Annotated in this window: 20 protein-coding genes, 1 tRNA gene and 1 other RNA gene; 15 read left to right on the top strand and 7 right to left on the bottom strand. The window is 70.9% G+C overall.

The window, feature by feature from the left end; translation table 11 throughout:
* Positions 1 to 331: 331 nt before the first annotated feature.
* On the bottom strand, positions 332 to 937 hold the full coding sequence (locus tag FNH21_RS12905) for a YdeI/OmpD-associated family protein (protein WP_152816311.1): 606 nt from the start codon (positions 935 to 937) through the stop codon (positions 332 to 334).
* 56 nt (positions 938 to 993) lie between these two features.
* Here FNH21_RS12905 and FNH21_RS12900 point away from each other — a divergent pair, with 56 nt between their 5' ends.
* The 10 genes from FNH21_RS12900 (at position 994) to FNH21_RS12855 (ending at position 8,382) form a co-directional block, all read left to right on the top strand.
* A complete protein-coding gene (locus tag FNH21_RS12900; protein WP_152816309.1) occupies positions 994 to 1,137 on the top strand; it encodes a ribbon-helix-helix domain-containing protein in 144 nt (47 codons plus the stop codon).
* On the top strand, positions 1,137 to 1,847 hold the full coding sequence (locus FNH21_RS12895; RefSeq protein WP_152816307.1) for a VOC family protein: 711 nt from the start codon (positions 1,137 to 1,139) through the stop codon (positions 1,845 to 1,847). Before FNH21_RS12900 ends, FNH21_RS12895 begins: the two co-directional genes overlap by 1 nt.
* Positions 1,848 to 1,978: 131 nt before the next feature.
* A complete protein-coding gene (locus tag FNH21_RS12890) occupies positions 1,979 to 2,518 on the top strand; it encodes an NUDIX hydrolase family protein (RefSeq protein ID WP_055765306.1) in 540 nt (179 codons plus the stop codon).
* A 105-nt stretch (positions 2,519 to 2,623) separates the two neighbouring features.
* Positions 2,624 to 3,493 (top strand): DUF6707 family protein, encoded by an 870-nt coding sequence (locus tag FNH21_RS12885; RefSeq protein WP_241743246.1) that lies wholly within the window; start codon positions 2,624 to 2,626, stop codon positions 3,491 to 3,493.
* Positions 3,494 to 3,543: 50 nt separating this feature from the next.
* Positions 3,544 to 4,809, top strand: a complete 1,266-nt coding sequence (gene tgt, locus FNH21_RS12880; RefSeq protein ID WP_152816305.1) for a tRNA guanosine(34) transglycosylase Tgt — start codon at positions 3,544 to 3,546, stop codon at positions 4,807 to 4,809.
* A 111-nt stretch (positions 4,810 to 4,920) separates the two neighbouring features.
* Positions 4,921 to 5,586, top strand: a complete 666-nt coding sequence (locus FNH21_RS12875; protein WP_152816303.1) for a TetR/AcrR family transcriptional regulator — start codon at positions 4,921 to 4,923, stop codon at positions 5,584 to 5,586.
* Positions 5,583 to 6,086, top strand: a complete 504-nt coding sequence (locus FNH21_RS12870) for a hypothetical protein (protein ID WP_152816301.1) — start codon at positions 5,583 to 5,585, stop codon at positions 6,084 to 6,086. Before FNH21_RS12875 ends, FNH21_RS12870 begins: the two co-directional genes overlap by 4 nt.
* Positions 6,083 to 7,033 carry a TIGR01777 family oxidoreductase gene (locus tag FNH21_RS12865; RefSeq protein WP_152816299.1) on the top strand — a complete coding sequence of 317 codons (951 nt, stop codon included), beginning with the start codon at positions 6,083 to 6,085 and terminating at the stop codon, positions 7,031 to 7,033. Before FNH21_RS12870 ends, FNH21_RS12865 begins: the two co-directional genes overlap by 4 nt.
* A gap of 4 nt (positions 7,034 to 7,037) precedes the next feature.
* On the top strand, positions 7,038 to 7,859 hold the full coding sequence (locus FNH21_RS12860) for a hydroxymethylpyrimidine/phosphomethylpyrimidine kinase (RefSeq protein WP_152816297.1): 822 nt from the start codon (positions 7,038 to 7,040) through the stop codon (positions 7,857 to 7,859).
* Positions 7,860 to 7,890: 31 nt separating this feature from the next.
* Entirely contained in the window at positions 7,891 to 8,382 is a 492-nt protein-coding gene (locus FNH21_RS12855; protein ID WP_152816295.1) for a DUF6328 family protein, read from the top strand.
* Between the two features lie 12 nt (positions 8,383 to 8,394).
* Here FNH21_RS12855 and FNH21_RS12850 read toward each other — a convergent pair whose 3' ends face one another.
* From FNH21_RS12850 to FNH21_RS12835, 4 genes are all read right to left on the bottom strand, one after another.
* Complete coding sequence (locus tag FNH21_RS12850) at positions 8,395 to 9,072, bottom strand: LytR C-terminal domain-containing protein (RefSeq protein ID WP_152816293.1); 678 nt, start codon at positions 9,070 to 9,072, stop codon at positions 8,395 to 8,397.
* On the bottom strand, positions 9,065 to 9,364 hold the full coding sequence (locus FNH21_RS12845) for a type II toxin-antitoxin system VapB family antitoxin (protein WP_055765330.1): 300 nt from the start codon (positions 9,362 to 9,364) through the stop codon (positions 9,065 to 9,067). The genes FNH21_RS12850 and FNH21_RS12845 overlap by 8 nt, the downstream gene beginning before the upstream one ends.
* 99 nt (positions 9,365 to 9,463) lie before the next feature.
* Positions 9,464 to 9,847, bottom strand: coding sequence for a D-ribose pyranase (gene rbsD, locus FNH21_RS12840; RefSeq protein WP_191931950.1), 384 nt, complete (start codon positions 9,845 to 9,847; stop codon positions 9,464 to 9,466).
* The gene (locus FNH21_RS12835; RefSeq protein WP_152816291.1) at positions 9,844 to 10,797 is read right to left on the bottom strand and encodes a ribokinase; all 954 of its coding nucleotides are present in this window, start codon (positions 10,795 to 10,797) and stop codon (positions 9,844 to 9,846) included. Before FNH21_RS12835 ends, rbsD begins: the two co-directional genes overlap by 4 nt.
* Before the next feature lie 77 nt (positions 10,798 to 10,874).
* Here FNH21_RS12835 and FNH21_RS12830 point away from each other — a divergent pair, with 77 nt between their 5' ends.
* Positions 10,875 to 11,795, top strand: a complete 921-nt coding sequence (locus FNH21_RS12830; RefSeq protein WP_152816289.1) for a Cof-type HAD-IIB family hydrolase — start codon at positions 10,875 to 10,877, stop codon at positions 11,793 to 11,795.
* 60 nt (positions 11,796 to 11,855) lie between these two features.
* On the opposite strand, the gene FNH21_RS12825 is transcribed toward FNH21_RS12830, so the two are convergent.
* Positions 11,856 to 12,359: a glutathione peroxidase gene (locus tag FNH21_RS12825; RefSeq protein WP_152816287.1), complete on the bottom strand. Its 504-nt coding sequence runs from the start codon at positions 12,357 to 12,359 to the stop codon at positions 11,856 to 11,858.
* Between the two features lie 153 nt (positions 12,360 to 12,512).
* Between FNH21_RS12825 and FNH21_RS12820 the strand changes: the two genes are divergently transcribed.
* Complete coding sequence (locus FNH21_RS12820; protein WP_152816285.1) at positions 12,513 to 13,421, top strand: oxygenase MpaB family protein; 909 nt, start codon at positions 12,513 to 12,515, stop codon at positions 13,419 to 13,421.
* A 48-nt stretch (positions 13,422 to 13,469) separates the two neighbouring features.
* Here FNH21_RS12820 and FNH21_RS12815 read toward each other — a convergent pair.
* Positions 13,470 to 13,554 (bottom strand) — tRNA-Ser (locus tag FNH21_RS12815).
* A 112-nt stretch (positions 13,555 to 13,666) separates the two neighbouring features.
* Between FNH21_RS12815 and ffs the strand changes: the two genes are divergently transcribed.
* The 3 genes from ffs (at position 13,667) to FNH21_RS17140 (ending at position 18,841) form a co-directional block, all read left to right on the top strand.
* Positions 13,667 to 13,762: signal recognition particle sRNA small type (gene ffs, locus FNH21_RS12810), an RNA gene on the top strand.
* Positions 13,763 to 13,793: 31 nt separating this feature from the next.
* Positions 13,794 to 14,747: a tRNA glutamyl-Q(34) synthetase GluQRS gene (gene gluQRS / locus FNH21_RS12805; RefSeq protein ID WP_191931949.1), complete on the top strand. Its 954-nt coding sequence runs from the start codon at positions 13,794 to 13,796 to the stop codon at positions 14,745 to 14,747.
* Positions 14,744 to 18,841, top strand: coding sequence for a DNA polymerase III subunit gamma and tau (locus FNH21_RS17140; RefSeq protein WP_152816283.1), 4,098 nt, complete (start codon positions 14,744 to 14,746; stop codon positions 18,839 to 18,841). The genes gluQRS and FNH21_RS17140 overlap by 4 nt, the downstream gene beginning before the upstream one ends.
* Positions 18,842 to 18,993 lie beyond the last annotated feature (152 nt).

The following is an 18,993-nucleotide window of genomic DNA, read 5'->3' as shown; positions in this document are numbered from 1 at the left end:
CAGTGCGAATGAAGTTGTACCGGTCAGCCTCTGCTCCCCAGCAGTACGACTGGCTGACGCGGGGTGGTGCGGGTCCGCGCGTCTCCGCCTCGGTCCATTCCTGCTTCCTGTTCGCGGAAGCGGGCGCCCGGGATGGGTGCTGATCCTGGAAAGATCTGGAACGGGCGCTTTCCGAGGATAGCGGGCGGGCCTCAGCCCATTCACCGGTGCTGTCGCAAGAAGGTCGCAAGAAAGGCGAAAGCCCGTGCGTCCTCCTTTGCCCGCAGCCGGTCCTCCCCTGGTCCTCGCCGCCGGCGCCGACCTGGCCCTGGCCGACGGCCCGGGTGCGCGCCTAGCCCTGGCCGCCGCGCCGCCGGCCGCTCTGGGGATACAGCGTCTCGCCGCGCGCGAGCATCGCGACGAACTTCGCGATGTTCCGCTCCCTCGCCGCCTGCGTCTTCAACTGGGAGATACGGAAGATCATGGCGTACCGGTTCTGCGAGGACAGCGTGCCGAACATCGCGAGCGCGGCAGGGTCTCCGTCGATCGCGGCCGCGAGGTCGGCGGGGACCTCCGCGGTCGCCGGGCCCGCGTAGGCCCTGTCCCATCTGCCGTCCGCCTGTGCTGCGGCCACCGCCCGCTCCCCCGCCTCGCGCATCCGGCCCTCGCTCCTCAGGCGGTCCACGTAGGTGCGGTTGCGGATCGACCAGATGCTGCGCGGGCCGCGCGGGGTGAAGCGCTGGAAGTAGCTGCCCTCGTCCCGGGATCGGGCCTGGCCGTCGATCCAGCCGAAGCACAGGGCCTCGTCCAGAGCCTGTGCATAGGTGAGCTGGGTCGCCGTGCCGCCCTTCTTGTGCTCGATGAGCCACACGCCGGGCGAGGTCCGGTGGTTGTCCTCGAGCCACCGTTGCCAGGCGGCAGCGTCCGGCAGCAGGAGTTCGGGGGGCTCGGGCTTCATGCGTCAACCGTACGCCTGACACCGCCGGCGCCATACTAGTTTGCTAGTATCCGGACATGGCCGACGCAGCGAAAGTGCAGTTCAACGTCTACCTCCCCCCGGACCTCGTCCGCGAGGTCAAGCACCGCAGCATCGACGAGACCCTCAGCCTCTCGGCGTTCGTCGAGCGGGCGCTGCGTGCCTACCTCGAGGAGAGCTGATGCTCCGCGTCCGACCCCTCGTGCACACAACGGATCTTGCCCGGGGAGCCCGCTTCCTCACGGCACTCGGACTCACGTCCGCCCGGGACCCCGAGCCGGAGGACTCCTACGCCGTGTTCGACGCCGGGAGCGGCAGGGTCGCGCTGCACGCCTGCACCGCGGGGAGCGAGGAGGACGGCACGACGGCGCTCGCGTTCGACGTCGGCGACGTGCGCGATTTCGCTCGCCGTACCGCCGAGGCGGGCACCGCCGTCGAGCTCACCGAGGAGGGCCACGGCCTCGCGGCCCGCATCACGGCGCCCGACGGCCTGAGCTTCCTGGCCGGCGCCGGACCGCGGGACACCGGGGCTCCCGCGTCACCCCTCGCGGTCCTCGCGCTCTGGTACACACCCGACGCCGGCGCCGCGGCACGCGTCCTCGCGGACGTGGGAGCGAAGCCGAGGATCAGCTCCGATGCCGGTACCCGGCACGACGTCCGGGCGAAGAACGGGGGGCTCATCGGAGTACACACCGGGCCCGCCGTCGGATGCGGGCTGGCCTTCGAGTACGAGGGCGACGTCCGGGATCTCCTCCCCCGCATATCCGGCGCCGGCTTCGACCCCACGGTGGTGGACGAGAGCTACGGACGCTCTCTCCGCGTCGCCGCCCCATGGGGCGCCGAGGTCCGGGTCTGCGAGGGGCGGCGTCACGTCGAACGCCCCGCGGCGTGACGTCGAACGCCCCGCGGTGCGGTGACCCGCGCCCTATCCGCAGCCCGCCCCTCGCTGTACCGGATTCAGCCACGGGCCGAAGAACCGCGCGCCGTCTCCACCGGGGCCGGGGTCTGCGCTAGAACTGGGGTATGAACGTACGCACCCCTGACCCCAATCCGGGCTGGCTCTCCGAGGATGATCTCTACGAGGCTCGCCGCCGCCTGCCGATGGTCTACGTCGAGGCGATCCCCGTGCGGTGCGACACCCTCGGGTATGTCAACGAAGTGGGGCTGCTCCTGCAGGCCAACGAGCAGGGCGAGATGGTGCGGACCTTCGTCTCCGGCCGGGTCATGTACCGGGAGACCATCCGCGCCGCGCTGCTGCGCCACCTGGAGAAGGACCTCGGCCCGATGGCCCTCCCGCAGCTGGCGCCGTCGCCGCTGCCGTTCACGATCGCCGAGTACTTCCCCTCGCCCTCCGAGACGGGACTGACCGATGACCGCCAGCACGCCGTCGCCCTCGCCTACCTCATTCCCGTCACCGGTGAGTGCAATCCCCGCCAGGACGCGCTCGAGCTCTCCTGGCTGACACCCGCCGAGGCCCTCAGCCCCTCCATCCAGGCCGAGTTCTCGGGCGGTCGCGCCGATCTGCTCCGCCAGGCGCTCGCGCACGCCGGATGGGGCCGCTAGCCGCGACGGGGCTCCGTACCGGATGCCCGGTTCCCGTATCGTGAGATGGGCGCTGGGGAGCAGAGCATCGTCCGGGGGCTATTGGCAGAGGTTGGCAGGACGCACATGATGGTGAACAGGATGGACAGGACCGGCCTGCGCGCGGTTCCGGCGGAAGTCGTGGTGTCGGGCGACGTCCTCGCACTGCCCGACGGCGATGCGACGGCGGAGGTAACCGCCATCGCCGTGGTGAACGACGATTTCGGTGTACCCGCCCTCGTGGTCGCGACGCTGGCCGACGGGCGACAGGTCAGGATCGCCACCGGCTCCATGGCCTACCTCGAACCCGTCGACTCCGAGCTCGGCGTCTCCGCCGTCGCCGCGGACCACGGCTCTCCCGAGGAACTCGTGGCGCAGATCGCCCAGGCGCACCCGGACAGCGACACCCTGCAGGGGGTCGCCGCGAGGCTGGCCCGCGGTATCAACCTGAAGGCCGGCAGCAACCTGCAGGACCTGCACCAGTTCGCGCTCACCCTCCTCGTGGACGAGGGCGACACGGCGTCCGCCCTCTCCGTCGCGGATCTCCTCGCCGGGCTGCCGTTCGACGGCAACTTCGGCCGGTGGAAGTGGATCGAGGGCGGCCTGGCGATCGCCGCGTACCTCACGCGCCACGACGACGCCCGCTCCGCCCGGTACTCCGCCGCCCTTCGCGCGGCCGACGACGCCGAGACGGACCCGCTCCGCGCCAAGACCGCCGCCATGTACCGGCAGCGGCAGCTCAACGAGCCCAACGTCTACGATCCGGAGATCCTCCGGGCATCGGGCGCGGGCCGGACCGACGTCGAGCGGGACTGGCGGGTCCTGCGCATCGGCGTGCTGCTGTACCTGCGGGCACACGGCGGCTCGGAGACGCTGAGCCGGGACGTCCTGGAACGGCGTATTGCCGCCGAGCTCGCCGCCGTCACCGCCCTGGACGCGCGGCTGGCCGGCGGGTAGGCAGCCCCCCGCGCCCGTCCCGGTGCCAGTCGTCGGGCTGGCAAAATGGGATGGTGCATCCACAGTCCCAGCCGTCCTCGTTCTCCTTCGCCGTCCACCACCGCATCGAGGAGACGACACCGGGAGCGGGCGGACCCGGACCGCGGCACGGACGCACCGGCACCATCACCACGCCGCACGGCGAGATCCGCACACCGGCCTTCATCCCCGTGGGTACCAAGGCATCGGTCAAGGCCGTCCTTCCCGGAGCCATGGCCGAGCTCGGGGCCCAGGCATTGCTCGCCAACGCCTACCACCTGTACCTGCAGCCCGGGGCGGACATCCTCGACGAGGCCGGCGGGCTCGGTGCCTTCATGAACTGGCCCGGCCCCACCTTCACCGACTCGGGCGGGTTCCAAGTCATGAGCCTCGGTTCCGGGTTCAAGAAGGTCATCACCATGGACGTGCCGGTGGACGCCGAGGCGGCGAGGGCGGACGACCGCGTGGCCGTCGGCAAGGAGCGTCTCGCCCACATCGACGACGACGGCGTCTGGTTCAAGTCCCACCTGAACGGCGACCGCCACCGCTTCACGCCGGAGATCTCGATGCAGGTGCAGCACCGGCTGGGCGCGGACATCATGTTCGCCTTCGACGAGCTGACCACCCTCATGAACTCGCGCGGCTACCAGGAGGAATCCCTCGAGCGCACCCGCCTGTGGGCCGAGCGATGCGTCGTCGAGCACCAGCGGCTCACCGTGGAGCGCAGCCACCGCCCGTACCAGGCACTGTTCGGCGTCGTCCAGGGGGCCCAGTACGAGGACCTGCGGCGGAAGGCCTCCGCAGATCTCGGGGCCATGGACTTCGACGGCTACGGCATCGGCGGCGCCCTGGAGAAGGAGAACCTCGGGACCATCCTCGGCTGGTGCAGCGACGAGCTCCCCGAGGACAGGCCACGCCACCTGCTCGGCATCTCCGAGCCGGACGACCTCTTCACCGGGATCGAGAACGGGGCGGACACCTTCGACTGCGTCTCCCCCACCCGGGTTGCCCGCAACTCGGCGTTCTACACGCCGGACGGCCGGTGGAACCTCTCCAACGCCCGGTTCAAGCGGGACTTCGCGCCGCTGGTCGAGGGTTGCGACTGCTACACCTGCACGCACTACACCCGCGCCTACATCCACCACCTGTTCAAGGCGAAGGAGATGGTCTCGGCGACGCTGATCTCCATCCACAACGAGCGCTTCGTGGTGCGGATGGTCGACGACGCCCGCGCGGCCCTCGAGGACGGCACCTTCTACGACCTGAAGGCAGAGGTGCTCGGCCGCTACTACGCCTGATCGCCGTCGTCGGAGGCGCACCCTTCGTCAGCAGACGGGCTGCAGGCCATCTATTGAACGTGTTCAAAAGAGGCGTACACTTCGAATTGAACACGTTCAAGAAGGAGTCCGATGCCGACGTCGACGGCCAGAGGTGAAGCCACCCGGGAGCTGCTGGTGTCCACCGCGCTGCGGCTGTTCCGCGAGATCGGCTACGAGAAGACGACCATGCGCGCCATCGCCACCGCCGCGAACGTCTCCACGGGCAGCGCCTACTACTACTTCGCCTCCAAGGACGACCTCGTGCACGAGCTGTACCGCAGCCTGCAGGAGGAGCACCGCACCCTCGCACTGCCGCTGCTGCGCGAGGGCCAGAATCTCGGCGAACTCCTGAAGATCGTGCTGAACACGGGGATCGACGTCATGGGCCCGTACCACGACTTCGGCTCGAACTTCATCGGCATCGCCATCAAGCCCTCCGCGACCACGAGCCCGTTCGGCAGCGAATCGGCCGTGGCCCGGGCCCGCGCGATCTCCCTCTTCCGGCAGGCAGTGCTGATGTCCCGGCCGCAGCCACCGCTGGCCATCCGGGACGACCTCCCCGAACTGCTCTGGTACGCCTACATGGGGGTCACGCTCTTCTGGGTGTACGACGCGTCGCCGGGCCAGGCCAGGACCCGCCGGCTCATCGACCAGGCCGCGCCGCTCATCTCGAAGCTGGTGATCCTGTCCCGGCTGCCCGTGGTCCGCAAGATCGTCGAGGACATCGTCCAGCTCATCCGCGGGATACGGCAATGATTGCGCCCCGTGGCCCCGCCGAACCGGACGACGGCGCCGGCCGTGACAGCGCGGCGGACGACGGCACGGGCACCCCGGCGGGCGCCGTCGGATCGGCCGACGCCGGACTGACGCCCTCCCGGCACCACGTGACCTTCGGGATCGGCGCCGTGGTGGTCGGCTTCCTGGTCGGCGTGGTCACCCTCGCCCTGGTCTTCGCGCTGCGGTGGGGTCCCGGCGGCCTCGGCATCTTCGTGATCGCCCTCTGGTACGGCCTCGGCATCGGGTTCGTGACCGGCCTGCCCCTCGGCGTCGTCGTCGGATACCTCCTGCGGCCGGTCCGCAACCAGTGGATCCATGTCGGCGTCTTCTTCGTCGCCTTCGCGGTGGCCGCCTTCGTGGTCGCCGTCCTGCTGTCCCCGTCCACGGCCCTCGGGGACGGTCTCCCCACGGCCCTCGTCATCGGAGGTGCGGGCGCCCTGGCCCGTGCCAGTGTCTGGAAGCTGGTCCGCACGCAATGAACATCGTCCCGAACACCCTGCAGACCGTCGTGATCGCCGGCGCGTCCGGCTTCATCGGTACACACCTCGTCCGGCGCTTCACCGAGGCCGGGGTGGAGGTGCGCACGATCGGCCGCAGCGGGCCCGCCGTCTGGGGGGACACCGCGGCCATCGCGAGCGTGCTCGACGGCGCCGATGCCCTCGTCAACCTCGCCGGCCGGAGCGTCGACTGCCGCTACGGCAAGCGGAACGCGGACGCGATCTTCTCCTCACGGGTCGACACCACCGAGGAGCTCGGGCGTGCACTCGCCCTGTGCAGGGAGAGTGGTGGGACGCCGCCGCCGGTATGGATGAACTCCAGCACCGGCACCATCTACCGGCATGCCATGGACCGGCCGCAGACGGAGGACGACGGCGATCTCGGTACGGGGTTCTCCGTCTCGGTGGCGCGGGCGTGGGAGCAGGCCCTGGCCGACGCCGCCACACCCGGCGTGCGGAAGGTCGCCCTGCGCATCGCGATCGTCCTGGGCCCCGGCAGCGTCATGGCTCCGCTCTCCACGCTGGCACGGACAGGACTGGGCGGTCGGATGGGGCCGGGCACGCAGAAGTTCAGCTGGATCCACCTCGACGACCTGTACCGCGCCGTCGTCCTCATCGCCGCGACCCCGACCCTCGAGGGTCCCGTCAACCTGGCAGCACCCGGTGTGGTGACCAATGCCGAGCTGATGGCCGCCGTCCGCGAGCGCCTCCACGTGCCTGCCGGCCTGCCGACACCGGCCTGGCTCCTGGAACTCGGCGGCATGATCATCCGCACCGAGGCCGAGCTGGTCCTCAAGAGCCGGTGGGTCTCCCCGAGGAAGCTCCTCGACGCCGGGTTCACCTTCGACTACCCCACCCTGGGCCCGGCGCTCCGGCAGATCCTCACCCCCGACCGGGTGGAAGCCCCCGCACCGGTTCGGGCACACTAGGGGCATGCCCGATACCCAGACGCGCCCTGCCCCCGCCATCACCCTGACGATCGCCGGGTCCGAGGCGACGGGTGGCGCAGGTGCGCAGGCCGACCTCAAGACCTTCCAGGAACTCGGCGTGTACGGCATCGTCGCGCTGACGTGCATCGTCTCCTTCGATCCGAACAGGGACTGGCAGCACCGCTTCGTCCCCGTGGACCAGCAGGTCATCGCGGACCAGCTCGAGGCCGTCCAGTGCTGCTACCCGCTCAGGACCGTCAAGCTCGGCATGCTCGGCACACCTGCCACCATCGACACGGTCGCCACCGCGCTCGGGAGCCAGGAGTGGGACCACGTGGTCCTCGACCCCGTGCTGATCTGCAAGGGCCAGGAGCCCGGTGCCGCGCTGGACACGGATCAGGCCCTGAAGGCGAACATCCTGCCGCTGGCCACCTTCGTCACGCCGAACCACTTCGAGGCCGAATCACTCTCGGGCATCACCATCGGCGATCTCGAGGACCTGAAGGAGGCCGCGCGGATCATCCACCGGCAGAGCGGGGCCGTGGTCCTCGCCAAGGGCGGCGTGCGCATCGAGGGTCCCGACGCCGTCGACGTCTACTACGACGGCGAGACCCTCGAGGTGCTGTCCGAGCCCAAGGTCGGGGAGATCGCCGTCAGTGGCGCGGGCTGCACGCTCGCCGCCGCCATCGCAGCGGAGCTCTCCAAGGGCGCGGCCCCGCTCGACGCCGCGCGGACGGCCAAGGCCTTCGTCACGGAGGGCATCCGCAACCGGGTGGCGTCCAACGCACCGTTCGACGCCGTCTGGCAGGGCGGCGCGCGGGCCTGACGGACCCGCCGCACCGGAGGATGCGCCCCGGATGAGCAGCCCCGTGGAGGACGACGGCCGGGGCGAGAGCAGCAACCAGCGCCTGGACCGCAACTGGCAGGAGATGCTGCAGGAGCTGCGCGTGATGCAGACCGGCATCCAGATCCTGACGGGCTTCCTGCTGACGCTGCCGTTCCAGAGCCGCTTCGCCGAGCTCGACGACGTCCAGGTCACCGTGTACCTCTGCCTGGTCTGCGCCTCGGCCCTGATCACCGCCCTCGTCCTGACCTCGGTCAACCTGCACCGCGTCCTGTTCGGGCTCCGGGTGAAGGCGACCCTGGTGCGTCACACCGCAGCTCTCATCCGCACGACGATCGCCCTCGTGGGGCTGGTGCTCGCCGGGACGGCGTGGCTGGTCTTCGACCTGGTGGTGAACCGCGCGGCAGGGCTGATCGTCGCCGCGTCAGTGCTCGCCGTCGTGCTGGTCCTCTGGGTCGTCTACCCCCTCGGTGCGCGGCGCGCAGCCCTGCGACGACGGGCCTGAGGCCGACGTCCGCTAGGGAGCGGTGGGCGTCGGGGTGGGCGTCTCGTCCTCACCCGCGCACCTCAGCGGCGCGGGGGTGATGTCGACGCCCTCGGGCGGAACGATGCCCGCGTAGGACGACCCGACGATCACGTCCACCGTCCGGTCCTCGCGCTCGTCGGCCACATAGAGGGAATCGGGGATGGTCCGCTGGAGGGTGAAGGCGTTGGCTCGTCCGCCCTCGCCGGAGACGATGATCGCGGTCATGCCGGTGGATCCGACCTGCCTGTTGCCGATGTCCCGCACCGCGAAGGCGCGCCCGCGCAGCTGGTCGGCCGCCGTCGTCGCCAGGCCGTCGATCGTGGTGCTGTTGAAGACGTTGACGGTGATCGCGCTCGGGTCCTGGTAGTCGAACGGCCCGGCCGGGCAGGTGGAGGTCGGTTCGGGCGAGGCCTCGGCCGCACCGACGCTGATGTCGCCCCGGGCGATCCCGAGCGCCACGTACACGGCGGCAGCGAGCAGGCCGATCAGGACGACCAGCACCACTCCGTGGCGGATGCGGCGCATCGAGGCACGACGGCGCCTGGCGGCGTCGTCCTCCTCGAACACCGCGCCGAGGTCCGTCTCGGTGACGATCCTGTGCCCGTGCCACTCGGTGGGATCCCGCTTCGCCTGCGCCCGCTGACGGCGCGGCGAGTCCTCCTCAGTCATTGAGCACGAGGACCCTCGCGTGCAGGATGGTCCGCTGGTGCAGCGCGGTCCGCACGGCGCGGTGCAGGCCGTCCTCCAGGTACATGGTCTCGTTCCACTGCACCACGTGGGGGAACAGGTCACCGAAGAAGGTCGAGTCCTCGGCCAGCAGCGCCTCGAGGTCGAGCGTCGTCTTGGTGGTCACGAGTTCGTCGAGCCGCACCTGCCGCGGGGGCACCTCGGCCCAGTCCTTGGGGGTCACGTGTCCGTGGTCGGGGTACGGCCGGCCGTCACTGACTGCTTTGAAGATCACTGCTACAGCCTAGGTAATTGCGCGGGGCAATGGAACGCGGCCGCCCGGAAGCAGGCATCTCGTGGCCCAAAGGTTACCCCCGGGCACGGAACGCTCACATCAGAAGTCGACGCCGCACTGCAGGACGATGTTGGCGTAGGGAGTTGCCTCCCCGGTCCGGATGATGAGCCGGGCCTCGGGCAGAAGTCCCTTCAGGTCCTCGTGGGAGATGCGTGTGGGCTGCAGGCCACTGTCCTCGAGCCAGGCGTCCACGTCCGACCCCCGGGCCTCCGCGGCGGCCGTACTACCCTCCACCACGATCTCGGCGAGCACCGCGTCCAGCACCTGGGTGAAGGACGGGATCCCGCGCACCAGCGCCAGATCCAGGACGGACGCCGAATCCGGCAGCGGGAGTCCGCAGTCGGCGATGACCACGAGGTGACCGTGGCCGAGCGTCGCCAGAGCCCGACTGAGGGGTGCGTTGATGATGCCTGACTTCTTCACGGACTCGATTCCTGCTGGGAACCCGCGATGCGCGGGTGCTGTGGTTCGGGCAGCTCGTCATCGAGCGTGGGGTAGGAGGGCTGGGCCCCCGGGTGCTGGACGGCGTAGGAGCCGACGCGGACGGCGAAGTGCACGGCATCGTCGAGGGTGCTTCCGGCGGCGAGCCGGGCCGCGAGCGCGCCCACGAAGGCGTCCCCCGCACCCGTGGTGTCCACGGCGGAGACAGTGGGCGCCGGGACCGGACGCACGGCGGCGCCGTCGGACAGCAGCGCTCCCGCGCCGCCGAGCGTCATCACCACGGAGGCGAAGCCACAGGCGAGGAGCGCCTCGACCACGGAGCCATGGCCGCCGGTCGCGGTCCCGCCCAGCTGCTCGAGGACCAGGGCTCCCTCGTGCTCGTTGACGACGAGTGGATCTGCCCGGAGCAGGACGTCGCGCTCCATCCCGATGACGGGCGCCAGGTTGACGACGACGCGCCCGGTAGCGGCGCGGACGGCCGCCTCGATGGATGCTGCCGGCAGTTCGCCCTGGACGATGACGACGGCAGCGTTCCGGATCGCCTCCGCTGACGCCGTGACGACGTCCGGCGTGACCTGATCGTTGGCGCCGGGCAGCACCACGATGGTGTTCTCCCCGTCGTCGGACACCTCGACGACGGCGACGCCGGTCCCGCCGTCGAGCCTGCTGACCGCGCCGAGGTCGACACCCGCGGCCGACAGTGCGGACAGCGCGATATCCGCGTACGCGTCCGACCCCACGGCGCCGATCAGCGTGACATCCGCGCCCAGCAGCGCGGCCGCCACCGCCTGGTTGGCGCCCTTGCCGCCGGGCAGCACCGTCATCGAGCGCCCGAGCACGGTCTCACCAGGATGCGGGTGCCGTGCGAGGGTGACCACGAGGTCCGCATTGATGGACCCGACGACGACGATGCCCGGCGACGCTCTTTTCATGGGGTGAAGTGTCGCACGAAGCAAGGTCACCGTAGCCGCGGATGGAAGGGCGGCCCGGGCGGGAACATAATGGGGACATGCCTACGGATGCCCCGCTCGATCTCCTGCCCGACGCCCCCGCACTGCCCGTCACCGCTCCGGCGCAGCCCACGGCGGGACTCCTGCTCGATGTCGACGGGCCCGTCGCCAGCCCGGTGACGCGCACCGTACCGGCAGGGATCATCGCGGATCTGCTCACCCTCGCCGCCGCAGGCTGGCCCGTCGTCTTCAACACCGGCCGGTCGGACGCCTTCATCCGGGAGCAGGTGATGACGCCCATGATCGCCGCCGGCATCCCGATCGGCGTCACCTTCCACGCCGTCTGCGAGAAGGGCGCCACCTGGTTCTCGTTCACGGCCGACGGCGCCGGGGAGGTCTTCGTGGACCGCGACCTCGCCCTGCCGGTGAGTTTCGCCGATGACGTGCGCGACCTCGTGGAGGAGAAGTACGCCGACCTCATGTTCTTCGACGAGACCAAGCTCGCCATGGTCTCGGTGGAGCAGCTGCTCACCGCGACCAACGCGGACTACCTGATGGGCCAGCAGGGGTTCGACGACGACGCGATGGACATCCTGCACAGCCACGACATGGGTGCGTCCCGCCTCGACCGCGAGGAACCGGACAGCGACGGCCACATCGACTACCGCGTGGACCCGACCATCATCTCGACCGACATCGAGTCGGTGCGGACGGGCAAGGATGTGGGAGCCGAACGTGCCCTCACGCTCGTCGCACCCTTCATGGACCCTCCGCGCACCTGGCGGACCGTGGGCGACTCCCGGACCGACTACGCCATGGCCGACTACCTGCACGAGCAGGGGTTCGACGTCGCCCACGTGGACGTCCGGCCCGCGGACGGCGTCCCGGCGAAGCCCTACGAGGTCATCACCGAAGGGGCTCTCATCCACGAGGAGGCGGGCGCCGCCTTCCTCGCCCGGTGCGTGGCCTCGCTCGGCTAGGATTGCTGGCCCCGGCGCCTACCGGCCGGCACACCCGGGTTGCTGCCGAAGGCCTCCGGCTCAGGCCGCCTGGGCTTCCAGGACCTTCTCGATGGCGGCGACGACCTCGGGGGCGTCCGGCTCCACCGTGGGCGCGAAGCGTGCGACGATCTCGCCCTCGCGGTTGACCAGGAACTTCTCGAAGTTCCACTTCACGAGGCCCGGCAGCACGCCGTTCTTGAAGGTCGTCAGCTGCTGGTAGAGCGGGTGCTGGTCCTTCCCGCGGACGTCGCCCTTGGCCATCAGCGGGAACGTCACGCCGAACGTGGTCGAGCAGAACTCGGCGATCTCGCCGTCGTTCAGGGGTTCCTGCCCCATGAACTGGTTGCAGGGCATGCCGAGGACCACGAGGCCCTGCTCGGAGTACCTGCTGTACAGCGCCTCCAGCCCCGCGTACTGGGGCGTGAAACCACACTTGGACGCGACATTGACCACCAGGACGGGCCGGCCGCGGAAGTCGCCGAAGGACCTCGGTGTGCCGTCGTTCATGGTGAGGTCGATACCGTACAGGTCCGTCGAGGACATGGCTGCTCCCTGGTAGGTGGTGTGCTCCTGCTTCGTCCCACCCTGCCATGCGGATGGGCACCACCGGGGTCACCGGAGCAAACCGGGGCGGAAGGACGTTGGACAGCTGACGGCCCGCAGGGCCGCGGAAGCACCGACAGGACGGATCGCCGCATGGGAATCATCGCCACGTGGAAGACGCAGCTCCGCACCACCTTCACCGACGGCGATCCCACCATCCCGCAGTGGCAGTTCGAGTTCGAGAAGGGCGACGATCCCGGCTATTTCCCGGTCGGATCCGCAGTGTGGACCGTCCATAGCTCCATCACCCCGACCGTCGCGGGCATCCGCGCCCTCCTCCTCCAGGCACTGCATCCCGGCGCGATGGCGGGCGTGCACGCGCACTCCAGCTTCCGCGAGGAGCCGCTCGGGCGCCTGGCCAACACCATCCGCTGGATCTACACCGTCACCTACGGCTCGAGGGTCGCCGCGCAGGAGGGCTCCGCCTTCGTGCAGCGGCTCCACACGAGGGTGCACGGCACCTACGTCGACAGCCGCGGGACGGAGAAGCCCTACTCGGCTGCCGATCCGGACCTCATCCGGTGGGTGCACCTGGCCTTCACCGACGCCTTCGTGGCGGCGCACCGGGCGTACGGCGGGCCCATCCCCGGCGGTGTCGACGAGTACGTGCGCGAGTGGGCGGCCGCGGGCGAGCTGATGGGCCTCGAGGACCCGCCACGGTCCGAGGCGGAACTCCGGGCCCAACTGGCCGCCTTCGACGACGAGCTGACCGGGAGCGACCAGGTTCAGGAGGCGCTCGCGTACATCCGGCACCCGCCCCTGCCACGGTCCCAGCGCCTCGGCTACCAGATCCTCCTGGCGGGCGCGGTGGCGACGCTCGAGCCGCGGCACCGCGAGATGCTCGGGCTGCGCGTCCCGTCGCTCGGGCCCGTCCCGCTGCCCATCCGTCCGGCGGTGCGGCTCGTCCTCGGCGTCATCAGGCTGGGGCTCGGGCCCGAGGGTCCCGCGGAAGCGGCGGCGAAGATCCGTATCCGCAGGGTCGGCGGCACCTCGCCCGCATAGACAGCAGGACCCCGGCACGGATGCCGGGGTCCTGCTGATTGCTATGAGCGGAGGATGGGGGATTTGAACCCCCGAGGGCGTGAACCCAACACGCGTTCCAGGCGTGCGCCATAGGCCGCTAGGCGAATCCTCCTCGTTCGGAGCAGATACCAGAATACCCATACAAGCGGCTCCTGCCGAATCGCGCCGCATTCCGGGCCCCGCCGTCGATTCGGGGGCGGCACTGTCAGCTGTGTAGACTATTTCCCGGCCCCTCATGTGGTGTCATCCTGTGAACTCCCCCAGGACCGGAAGGTAGCAAGGGTAAGCGGGCTCTGGCAGGTGCATGGGGGGTCTTCACTTTTAAGCGAGCCCAGCCGAGGAGGGTGCACGGTGGCAGACACGGGCGCCGGTCGCTTCGCACCCAGCCCCTCCGGCCGGCTGCACGTCGGCAATCTCCGGACCGCCGTCGTCGCCTGGTTGTTCGCCCGGTCCACCGGGCGCCGTTTCCTCATCCGGGTCGAGGACCTCGACCGTGTCCGGGCAGGTGCCGAGGCGGATCAGCTGGCGGAACTCGCCGACCTGGGCATCACCTCCGATTCCCCCGTCCTCCGACAGAGCGACCGCACCGACCTCTACTCCGAGGCCCTCCGCGCGCTGATCGATCGGGACCTCGCCTACGAGTGCTTCTGCACGCGCCGCGACATCGCCGAAGCCGCCAGCGCACTCCATGGACGTCCCGGCTTCTACCCCGGCACGTGCCGGGGCCTCACAGCCGAGGACCGGGCACGACGGCGCCGCGAGCGCCCTCCGGCGCTCCGGCTGAGAGCCGCGGTGGACACCTGGGCCGTCGAGGACGTCCTCGCCGGGCGCGTGGCAGCGCCGGTCGACGACGTCGTGCTGCGACGGAACGACGGGGTGATCGCCTACAACCTCGCCGTCGTCGTCGACGACGCCGCGCAGGGCGTCGACCAGGTGGTGCGCGGGGACGACCTCCTCACGTCCGCGCCGCGCCAGGCCTACCTCGCCTCCCTGCTCGGCCTGCCCGCGCCGGTCTACGCGCACGTCCCCCTGGCGGTCACGGCCGAGGGGCGCCGCCTTGCCAAACGGGACGGAGCCGTGACACTGGAGGACCTCGCCGCGCAGGGGCGGACGCCCGGTGCGGTCCTCGCGCTCCTGCTGTCCTCCCTCGGGCTTCCCGAGGGATCGCTCCAGGCCGCGCTCGGGGCTTTCGACACGGCGCGCCTCCCGCGGCAGCCGTGGGTCGTGGACCCCTCGGGCCTGTTCTCCACCCCTGCCTGCCCGGCATGCAAACCGTCAGCATCAACCGATAAGGTTCTTCCGTGAGTACAGCCCTCTACCGTCGCTACCGTCCGGAGACCTTCGCGGACGTCATCGGTCAGGAGCATGTCACCGACCCCCTGATGGCGGCCATCGACAAGGACCGCATCAACCACGCCTATCTGTTCTCCGGGCCGCGCGGCTGCGGCAAGACCACCTCCGCGCGCATCCTCGCCCGGTGCCTGAACTGCGCCCAGGGGCCCACTTCCACGCCCTGCGGCGTCTGCGACAGTTGCGTGGAGCTCGCCCGCAACGGTTCCGGGAGCCTCGACGTCATCGAGATCGACGCCGCCAGCCACGGTGGCGTGGACGACGCCCGGGACCTCCGTGAGCGCGCCACGTTCGCGCCGGTCCGCGACCGCTTCAAGATCTTCATCATCGACGAGGCCCACATGGTCACGTCCGCCGGGTTCAACGCCCTCCTGAAGATCGTGGAGGAGCCGCCGGAGCACATCCTCTTCATCTTCGCGACCACCGAACCGGACAAGGTCATCGGCACCATCCGTTCGCGGACGCACCACTACCCCTTCCGGCTCGTTCCGCCGGAGCCCCTCCTGGGGTACCTCGAGCTGCTGTGCCGGCAGGAGAACGTGCCGGTGGCGCCGGGCGTCCTGTCGCTCGTCATCCGCGCGGGCGGCGGCTCGGTCCGCGACTCGCTCTCCGTGCTCGATCAGCTCATGGCCGGTGCCGGCGAAGCGGGCCTCGACTACGAGCTCGCGGTGTCCCTCCTCGGGTACACGCACGCCACCCTGCTCGACGACGTCGTCGAGTCGATCGCGGCAGGAGACGCCGGGACGGTGTTCGATGCCGTGGACCGCGTCATCCAGACCGGTCATGATCCGCGCCGTTTCGTCGAGGACCTGCTCGAGCGCTTCAGGGATCTGATCGTCATCAATGCGGTACCCGAGGGTGCCTCCTCGATCCTCCGCGGCGTGCCGGACGACCAGCTGAACCGCATGCGGACGCAGGCCACGCAGCTCGGCGCCGGGGAGCTGTCCCGCTCGGCTGACATCACCAACACGGCGCTGACGGAGATGACCGGCGCCACCTCGCCGCGCCTGCACCTCGAACTCCTGTGCGCACGGCTCCTGCTGCCGGCCGCCGATGCCTCCGCCCGGGGCACGCTCGCCCGCGTGGACCGGATCGAGCGACGCCTCGAGTACGCCGGCGGCGCCCCGGCCGCAGCGTCACCCGCGGCGTCACCCGAGGCATCGCCAGAGGCATCACCCGAGACGGAACCGGATGCGGCGCCCGCACGCCCGGCGCGGGCGCGGCTGGACGTCCCACGCAACGCGGAAGAGGCGGCGGCTCGCTGGTCGCTTCCCGCAGCTGATCCCGCCGCTCCAGCCATCCCTGCAGCGGTACCGGCAGCCAACTCCCCCGCCGCTCCGGCTATCCCTGCAGCCGTGCGCCCCGATCGTGCGGGGCAGGGCTCCGCAGCAGCGGATTCATCGCCGGATTGGGGTGGCGCCTGGGGCGTCTCCACCGATTCGGCCTTCAGTGACGCGCCGGCAGGCCGACGTTCCTCCGGTAACGGTGCGGCTCCGGCCCCCTCCGGTGCCGGGACCAGTTCGGGTGCCGCGGGTGCCGCGGGTGCCGCCGCCGGGACCGGATCAGGTTCCGCCGGCGCCGACTCTGTCGCAGCCGGCACGAGTCCTGATCCAGCCGACGCGGGTTCCGCTCCAGCCGACGCCGGTTCCACTCCAGCCGGCGCTGAGGCCGCGTCCGGTTCCGCCACATCCGGTCCCGCCAGGTCCGGCGCCACCCCGTCCCCCTCCGCGTCACCCTCCGCACCGAGCGACGCACACCCCGGTACCCCGTCATCCGAGCACGGCGCACAGGGTGCCGCGGAGTACAGCCAGTCGACGCGTCCCGTGGCAGCCGGCGGTGACGCCCAGGGGCGCCGTCCCGAGCAGGACGACCGCGCTCCAGCCCCCCGTCCAGCAGACGCCCGGGGTCCTGGTCCGGAAGCCCGACCAACCCCCGCTGCAGAGCCCGGCGCACCTTCAGGCGCTCAGGGTGCTCCGCCGGCGGCCCGCGGCGGCGGGAACGTCGAGATGGTGCGGCGAGCGTGGCCGGAGATCATGGACGAGGTGGCGAAGATCAAGCGGGCCACCTGGCTGATCGTGAACGTGTCCGCGAAACCGCGCTCCTTCGAGGGCAACCAACTGGTCCTCGCCTTCGCCAACCAGGGAACGGCCATCGGGTTCCAGCGCGGTCAGCACATGGACAACGTGAAGCAGGCCATCCACAAGGTCCTTGGTCTGACCTGTTCCATCGAAGCGGTCCACGACGCCGACGGGGCGGGTGAGTCGGGCCCAAAAGTACCGGCTAGCCAGAACGGTCCGGGGAGCCCGGACCCGGGCTCCACTGTGCCCACTCCTGCGCCGGAAGAGCGGCCCATGGGTATCGGCGCTACTGCGTCAGGCCCCGCTGCACCCTCGTCCGACAGCCCACACCCGGCCGTTGCTGCCGGATCCCGCCACGGTGGGACGCCCGGCGTCGGTGCGCCTGCTGCAGCGGGTCCTGCTGCTCCCACTGCACCCGGCCCCGCTGCACCCTCGGCCGACAGCCCACACCCGGCCGTTGCTGCCGGATCCCGTCGCGGGCGGACACCCGGCGTCGGTGCACCTGCTGCAGCGGGCCCTGCTGCTCCCACTGCACCCGGCCCGGCTGGATCTCCGGCCGGCGGTAGCCCCTCGCCAGCTGCGCCGGCATCCCGGAGGGGTGACGTAGACGCTCAAGGCGCCGCCGCATCCCCACCCGCAGCCACGCCGCCCGAGACGGTTGCGGAGGCTCCACGACGTGGTCCTGCCATCACCGGCCCGCTACGCGACGCTGCATCTGCATCATCGGGCATGCCGCCGCACCGCAACGCCTCAGCCGGCAGCGGAGCGCTCCCCGATCAGCCACGTCGACCGGCTGCACAGCACCCGAGGGGCGCTGCGGCACCGGGCGCCCGTGACGAGACCCGGCAGGAAGCGGTCAGCGCCTGGGATCCGTCCATGTCCGACGATTCCTGGGCCCTGGTGGAACCACCGGAGGAAGCGTTCGACCCCGGCCCCGGCTGGGGCTCCGTTCCCGCGGATCCCTACGACCGTCGGTCGCCGTCGCCCGGCGTCGACCAGACCTCCCGCCCGGACCGCAGCGCCGGACAGCGGGGTGGACCTGCAGCGCAGGCGAGCGGCACCCGTCCTCCCGAGCGGTCCGGCTCCCACTCCGCCGTCGGAGGAGTGGGCCAGCGTCCAGGTGATCCTGTCCGCCCCGTGCCCCACACCTCAGCGCGCTCCGGCAGTGCCGAACCGACAGGCCAGGATCAGCGCGCACCGGGCCCCGCCCCGTCCGGGCGAGCCGATCAGCGTGGTCCCACCCCCGCTGGCGGATCACCTGGGCAGGTGTCCGACCCTGCAGGGGGAGCCGATCAGCGGGCTGCCGAGCGGACGGCATCACGCAGTGTCGTATGGAGCCCTCCGGCCGCCGCACCGGAGCGAGCAGCGGACCGATCGGCGGACAGCAACGCAAAGACCGTCGATCGCGCCGATCCCGGGGACGGACTGTCGCCGCCGGTGCAGTCCTCAGTGCCACTGGAGGCGCAGCCTGCCCAGCGGGCGCCCGAGAGCGATGGACCGGTCTCGCCGTCCGAGGCTGGTGGACCGGACGCGTCGCCTGCTGGTGCTCGTCCGGCCGGCCCCGTCATCCCGAGCTTCATCCGCACGGACGCTCTTGCGGACAGCCGTTCCGGTGCCGCGCCCGCCGCCCAGGGATCACCGGGGCCGGGGTCGATGGCACGGGGATCCGCTGCCGTCGTTGCGCCCGACGACGCAGCGGAGAGGGTCGGCTCGCCGTCCGACCGGCCGGCCGATCCCGGCAACGCACTGCGCAAGCCGGTCAGCCGCTACCAGAAACTGCTCGACGAAGCCGAGCGGAAACGGGCCGAGGAAGCGGCCGCTGTGCGCAGTACGGTCGACCTCCGCTTCGTCGAGGACGAGCCGAGCGCGGATGACGAGACGATCGAGGAGTCCGCCCTCGTGGGCAGGACCGCGATCGAGCGCATCCTCAACGGCCGGCTCGTCGAGGAGCGGAGCCTCGACGGTCAATAGGCGGCTCGCTCCCGCCAGGGCGTCGTCGCCCCCTGCCGCGTGGAGTCGGTGGGGGGCGCGCTCCTGGACGCCAGGCGCCCCGACAGGGCGGACAATGGAAGCAGTGCCGGGACGTCATGTTGCGGCCGGCCTGGACGGCGGCGCACGGACGC

This window comes from Arthrobacter bussei (assembly GCF_009377195.2).
In the GTDB taxonomy this organism is placed as follows: Bacteria; Actinomycetota; Actinomycetes; order Actinomycetales; family Micrococcaceae; genus Arthrobacter_D; species Arthrobacter_D bussei.
This window is presented reverse-complemented; position numbering and strand designations above follow the sequence as displayed.

Bases quoted from the DNA above. Each gene is read 5' to 3' on its own strand.
- FNH21_RS12905 (WP_152816311.1), bottom strand. From the start codon at position 937: ATGAAGCCCGAGCCCCCCGAACTCCTGCTGCCGGACGCTGCCGCCTGG.
- FNH21_RS12900 (WP_152816309.1), top strand. From the start codon at position 994: ATGGCCGACGCAGCGAAAGTGCAGTTCAACGTCTACCTCCCCCCGGAC.
- FNH21_RS12895 (WP_152816307.1), top strand. From the start codon at position 1,137: ATGCTCCGCGTCCGACCCCTCGTGCACACAACGGATCTTGCCCGGGGA.
- FNH21_RS12890 (WP_055765306.1), top strand. From the start codon at position 1,979: ATGAACGTACGCACCCCTGACCCCAATCCGGGCTGGCTCTCCGAGGAT.
- FNH21_RS12885 (WP_241743246.1), top strand. From the start codon at position 2,624: ATGATGGTGAACAGGATGGACAGGACCGGCCTGCGCGCGGTTCCGGCG.
- tgt (WP_152816305.1), top strand. From the start codon at position 3,544: ATGGTGCATCCACAGTCCCAGCCGTCCTCGTTCTCCTTCGCCGTCCAC.
- FNH21_RS12875 (WP_152816303.1), top strand. From the start codon at position 4,921: ATGCCGACGTCGACGGCCAGAGGTGAAGCCACCCGGGAGCTGCTGGTG.
- FNH21_RS12870 (WP_152816301.1), top strand. From the start codon at position 5,583: ATGATTGCGCCCCGTGGCCCCGCCGAACCGGACGACGGCGCCGGCCGT.
- FNH21_RS12865 (WP_152816299.1), top strand. From the start codon at position 6,083: ATGAACATCGTCCCGAACACCCTGCAGACCGTCGTGATCGCCGGCGCG.
- FNH21_RS12860 (WP_152816297.1), top strand. From the start codon at position 7,038: ATGCCCGATACCCAGACGCGCCCTGCCCCCGCCATCACCCTGACGATC.
- FNH21_RS12855 (WP_152816295.1), top strand. From the start codon at position 7,891: ATGAGCAGCCCCGTGGAGGACGACGGCCGGGGCGAGAGCAGCAACCAG.
- FNH21_RS12850 (WP_152816293.1), bottom strand. From the start codon at position 9,072: ATGACTGAGGAGGACTCGCCGCGCCGTCAGCGGGCGCAGGCGAAGCGG.
- FNH21_RS12835 (WP_152816291.1), bottom strand. From the start codon at position 10,797: ATGAAAAGAGCGTCGCCGGGCATCGTCGTCGTCGGGTCCATCAATGCG.
- FNH21_RS12830 (WP_152816289.1), top strand. From the start codon at position 10,875: ATGCCTACGGATGCCCCGCTCGATCTCCTGCCCGACGCCCCCGCACTG.
- FNH21_RS12825 (WP_152816287.1), bottom strand. From the start codon at position 12,359: ATGTCCTCGACGGACCTGTACGGTATCGACCTCACCATGAACGACGGC.
- FNH21_RS12820 (WP_152816285.1), top strand. From the start codon at position 12,513: ATGGGAATCATCGCCACGTGGAAGACGCAGCTCCGCACCACCTTCACC.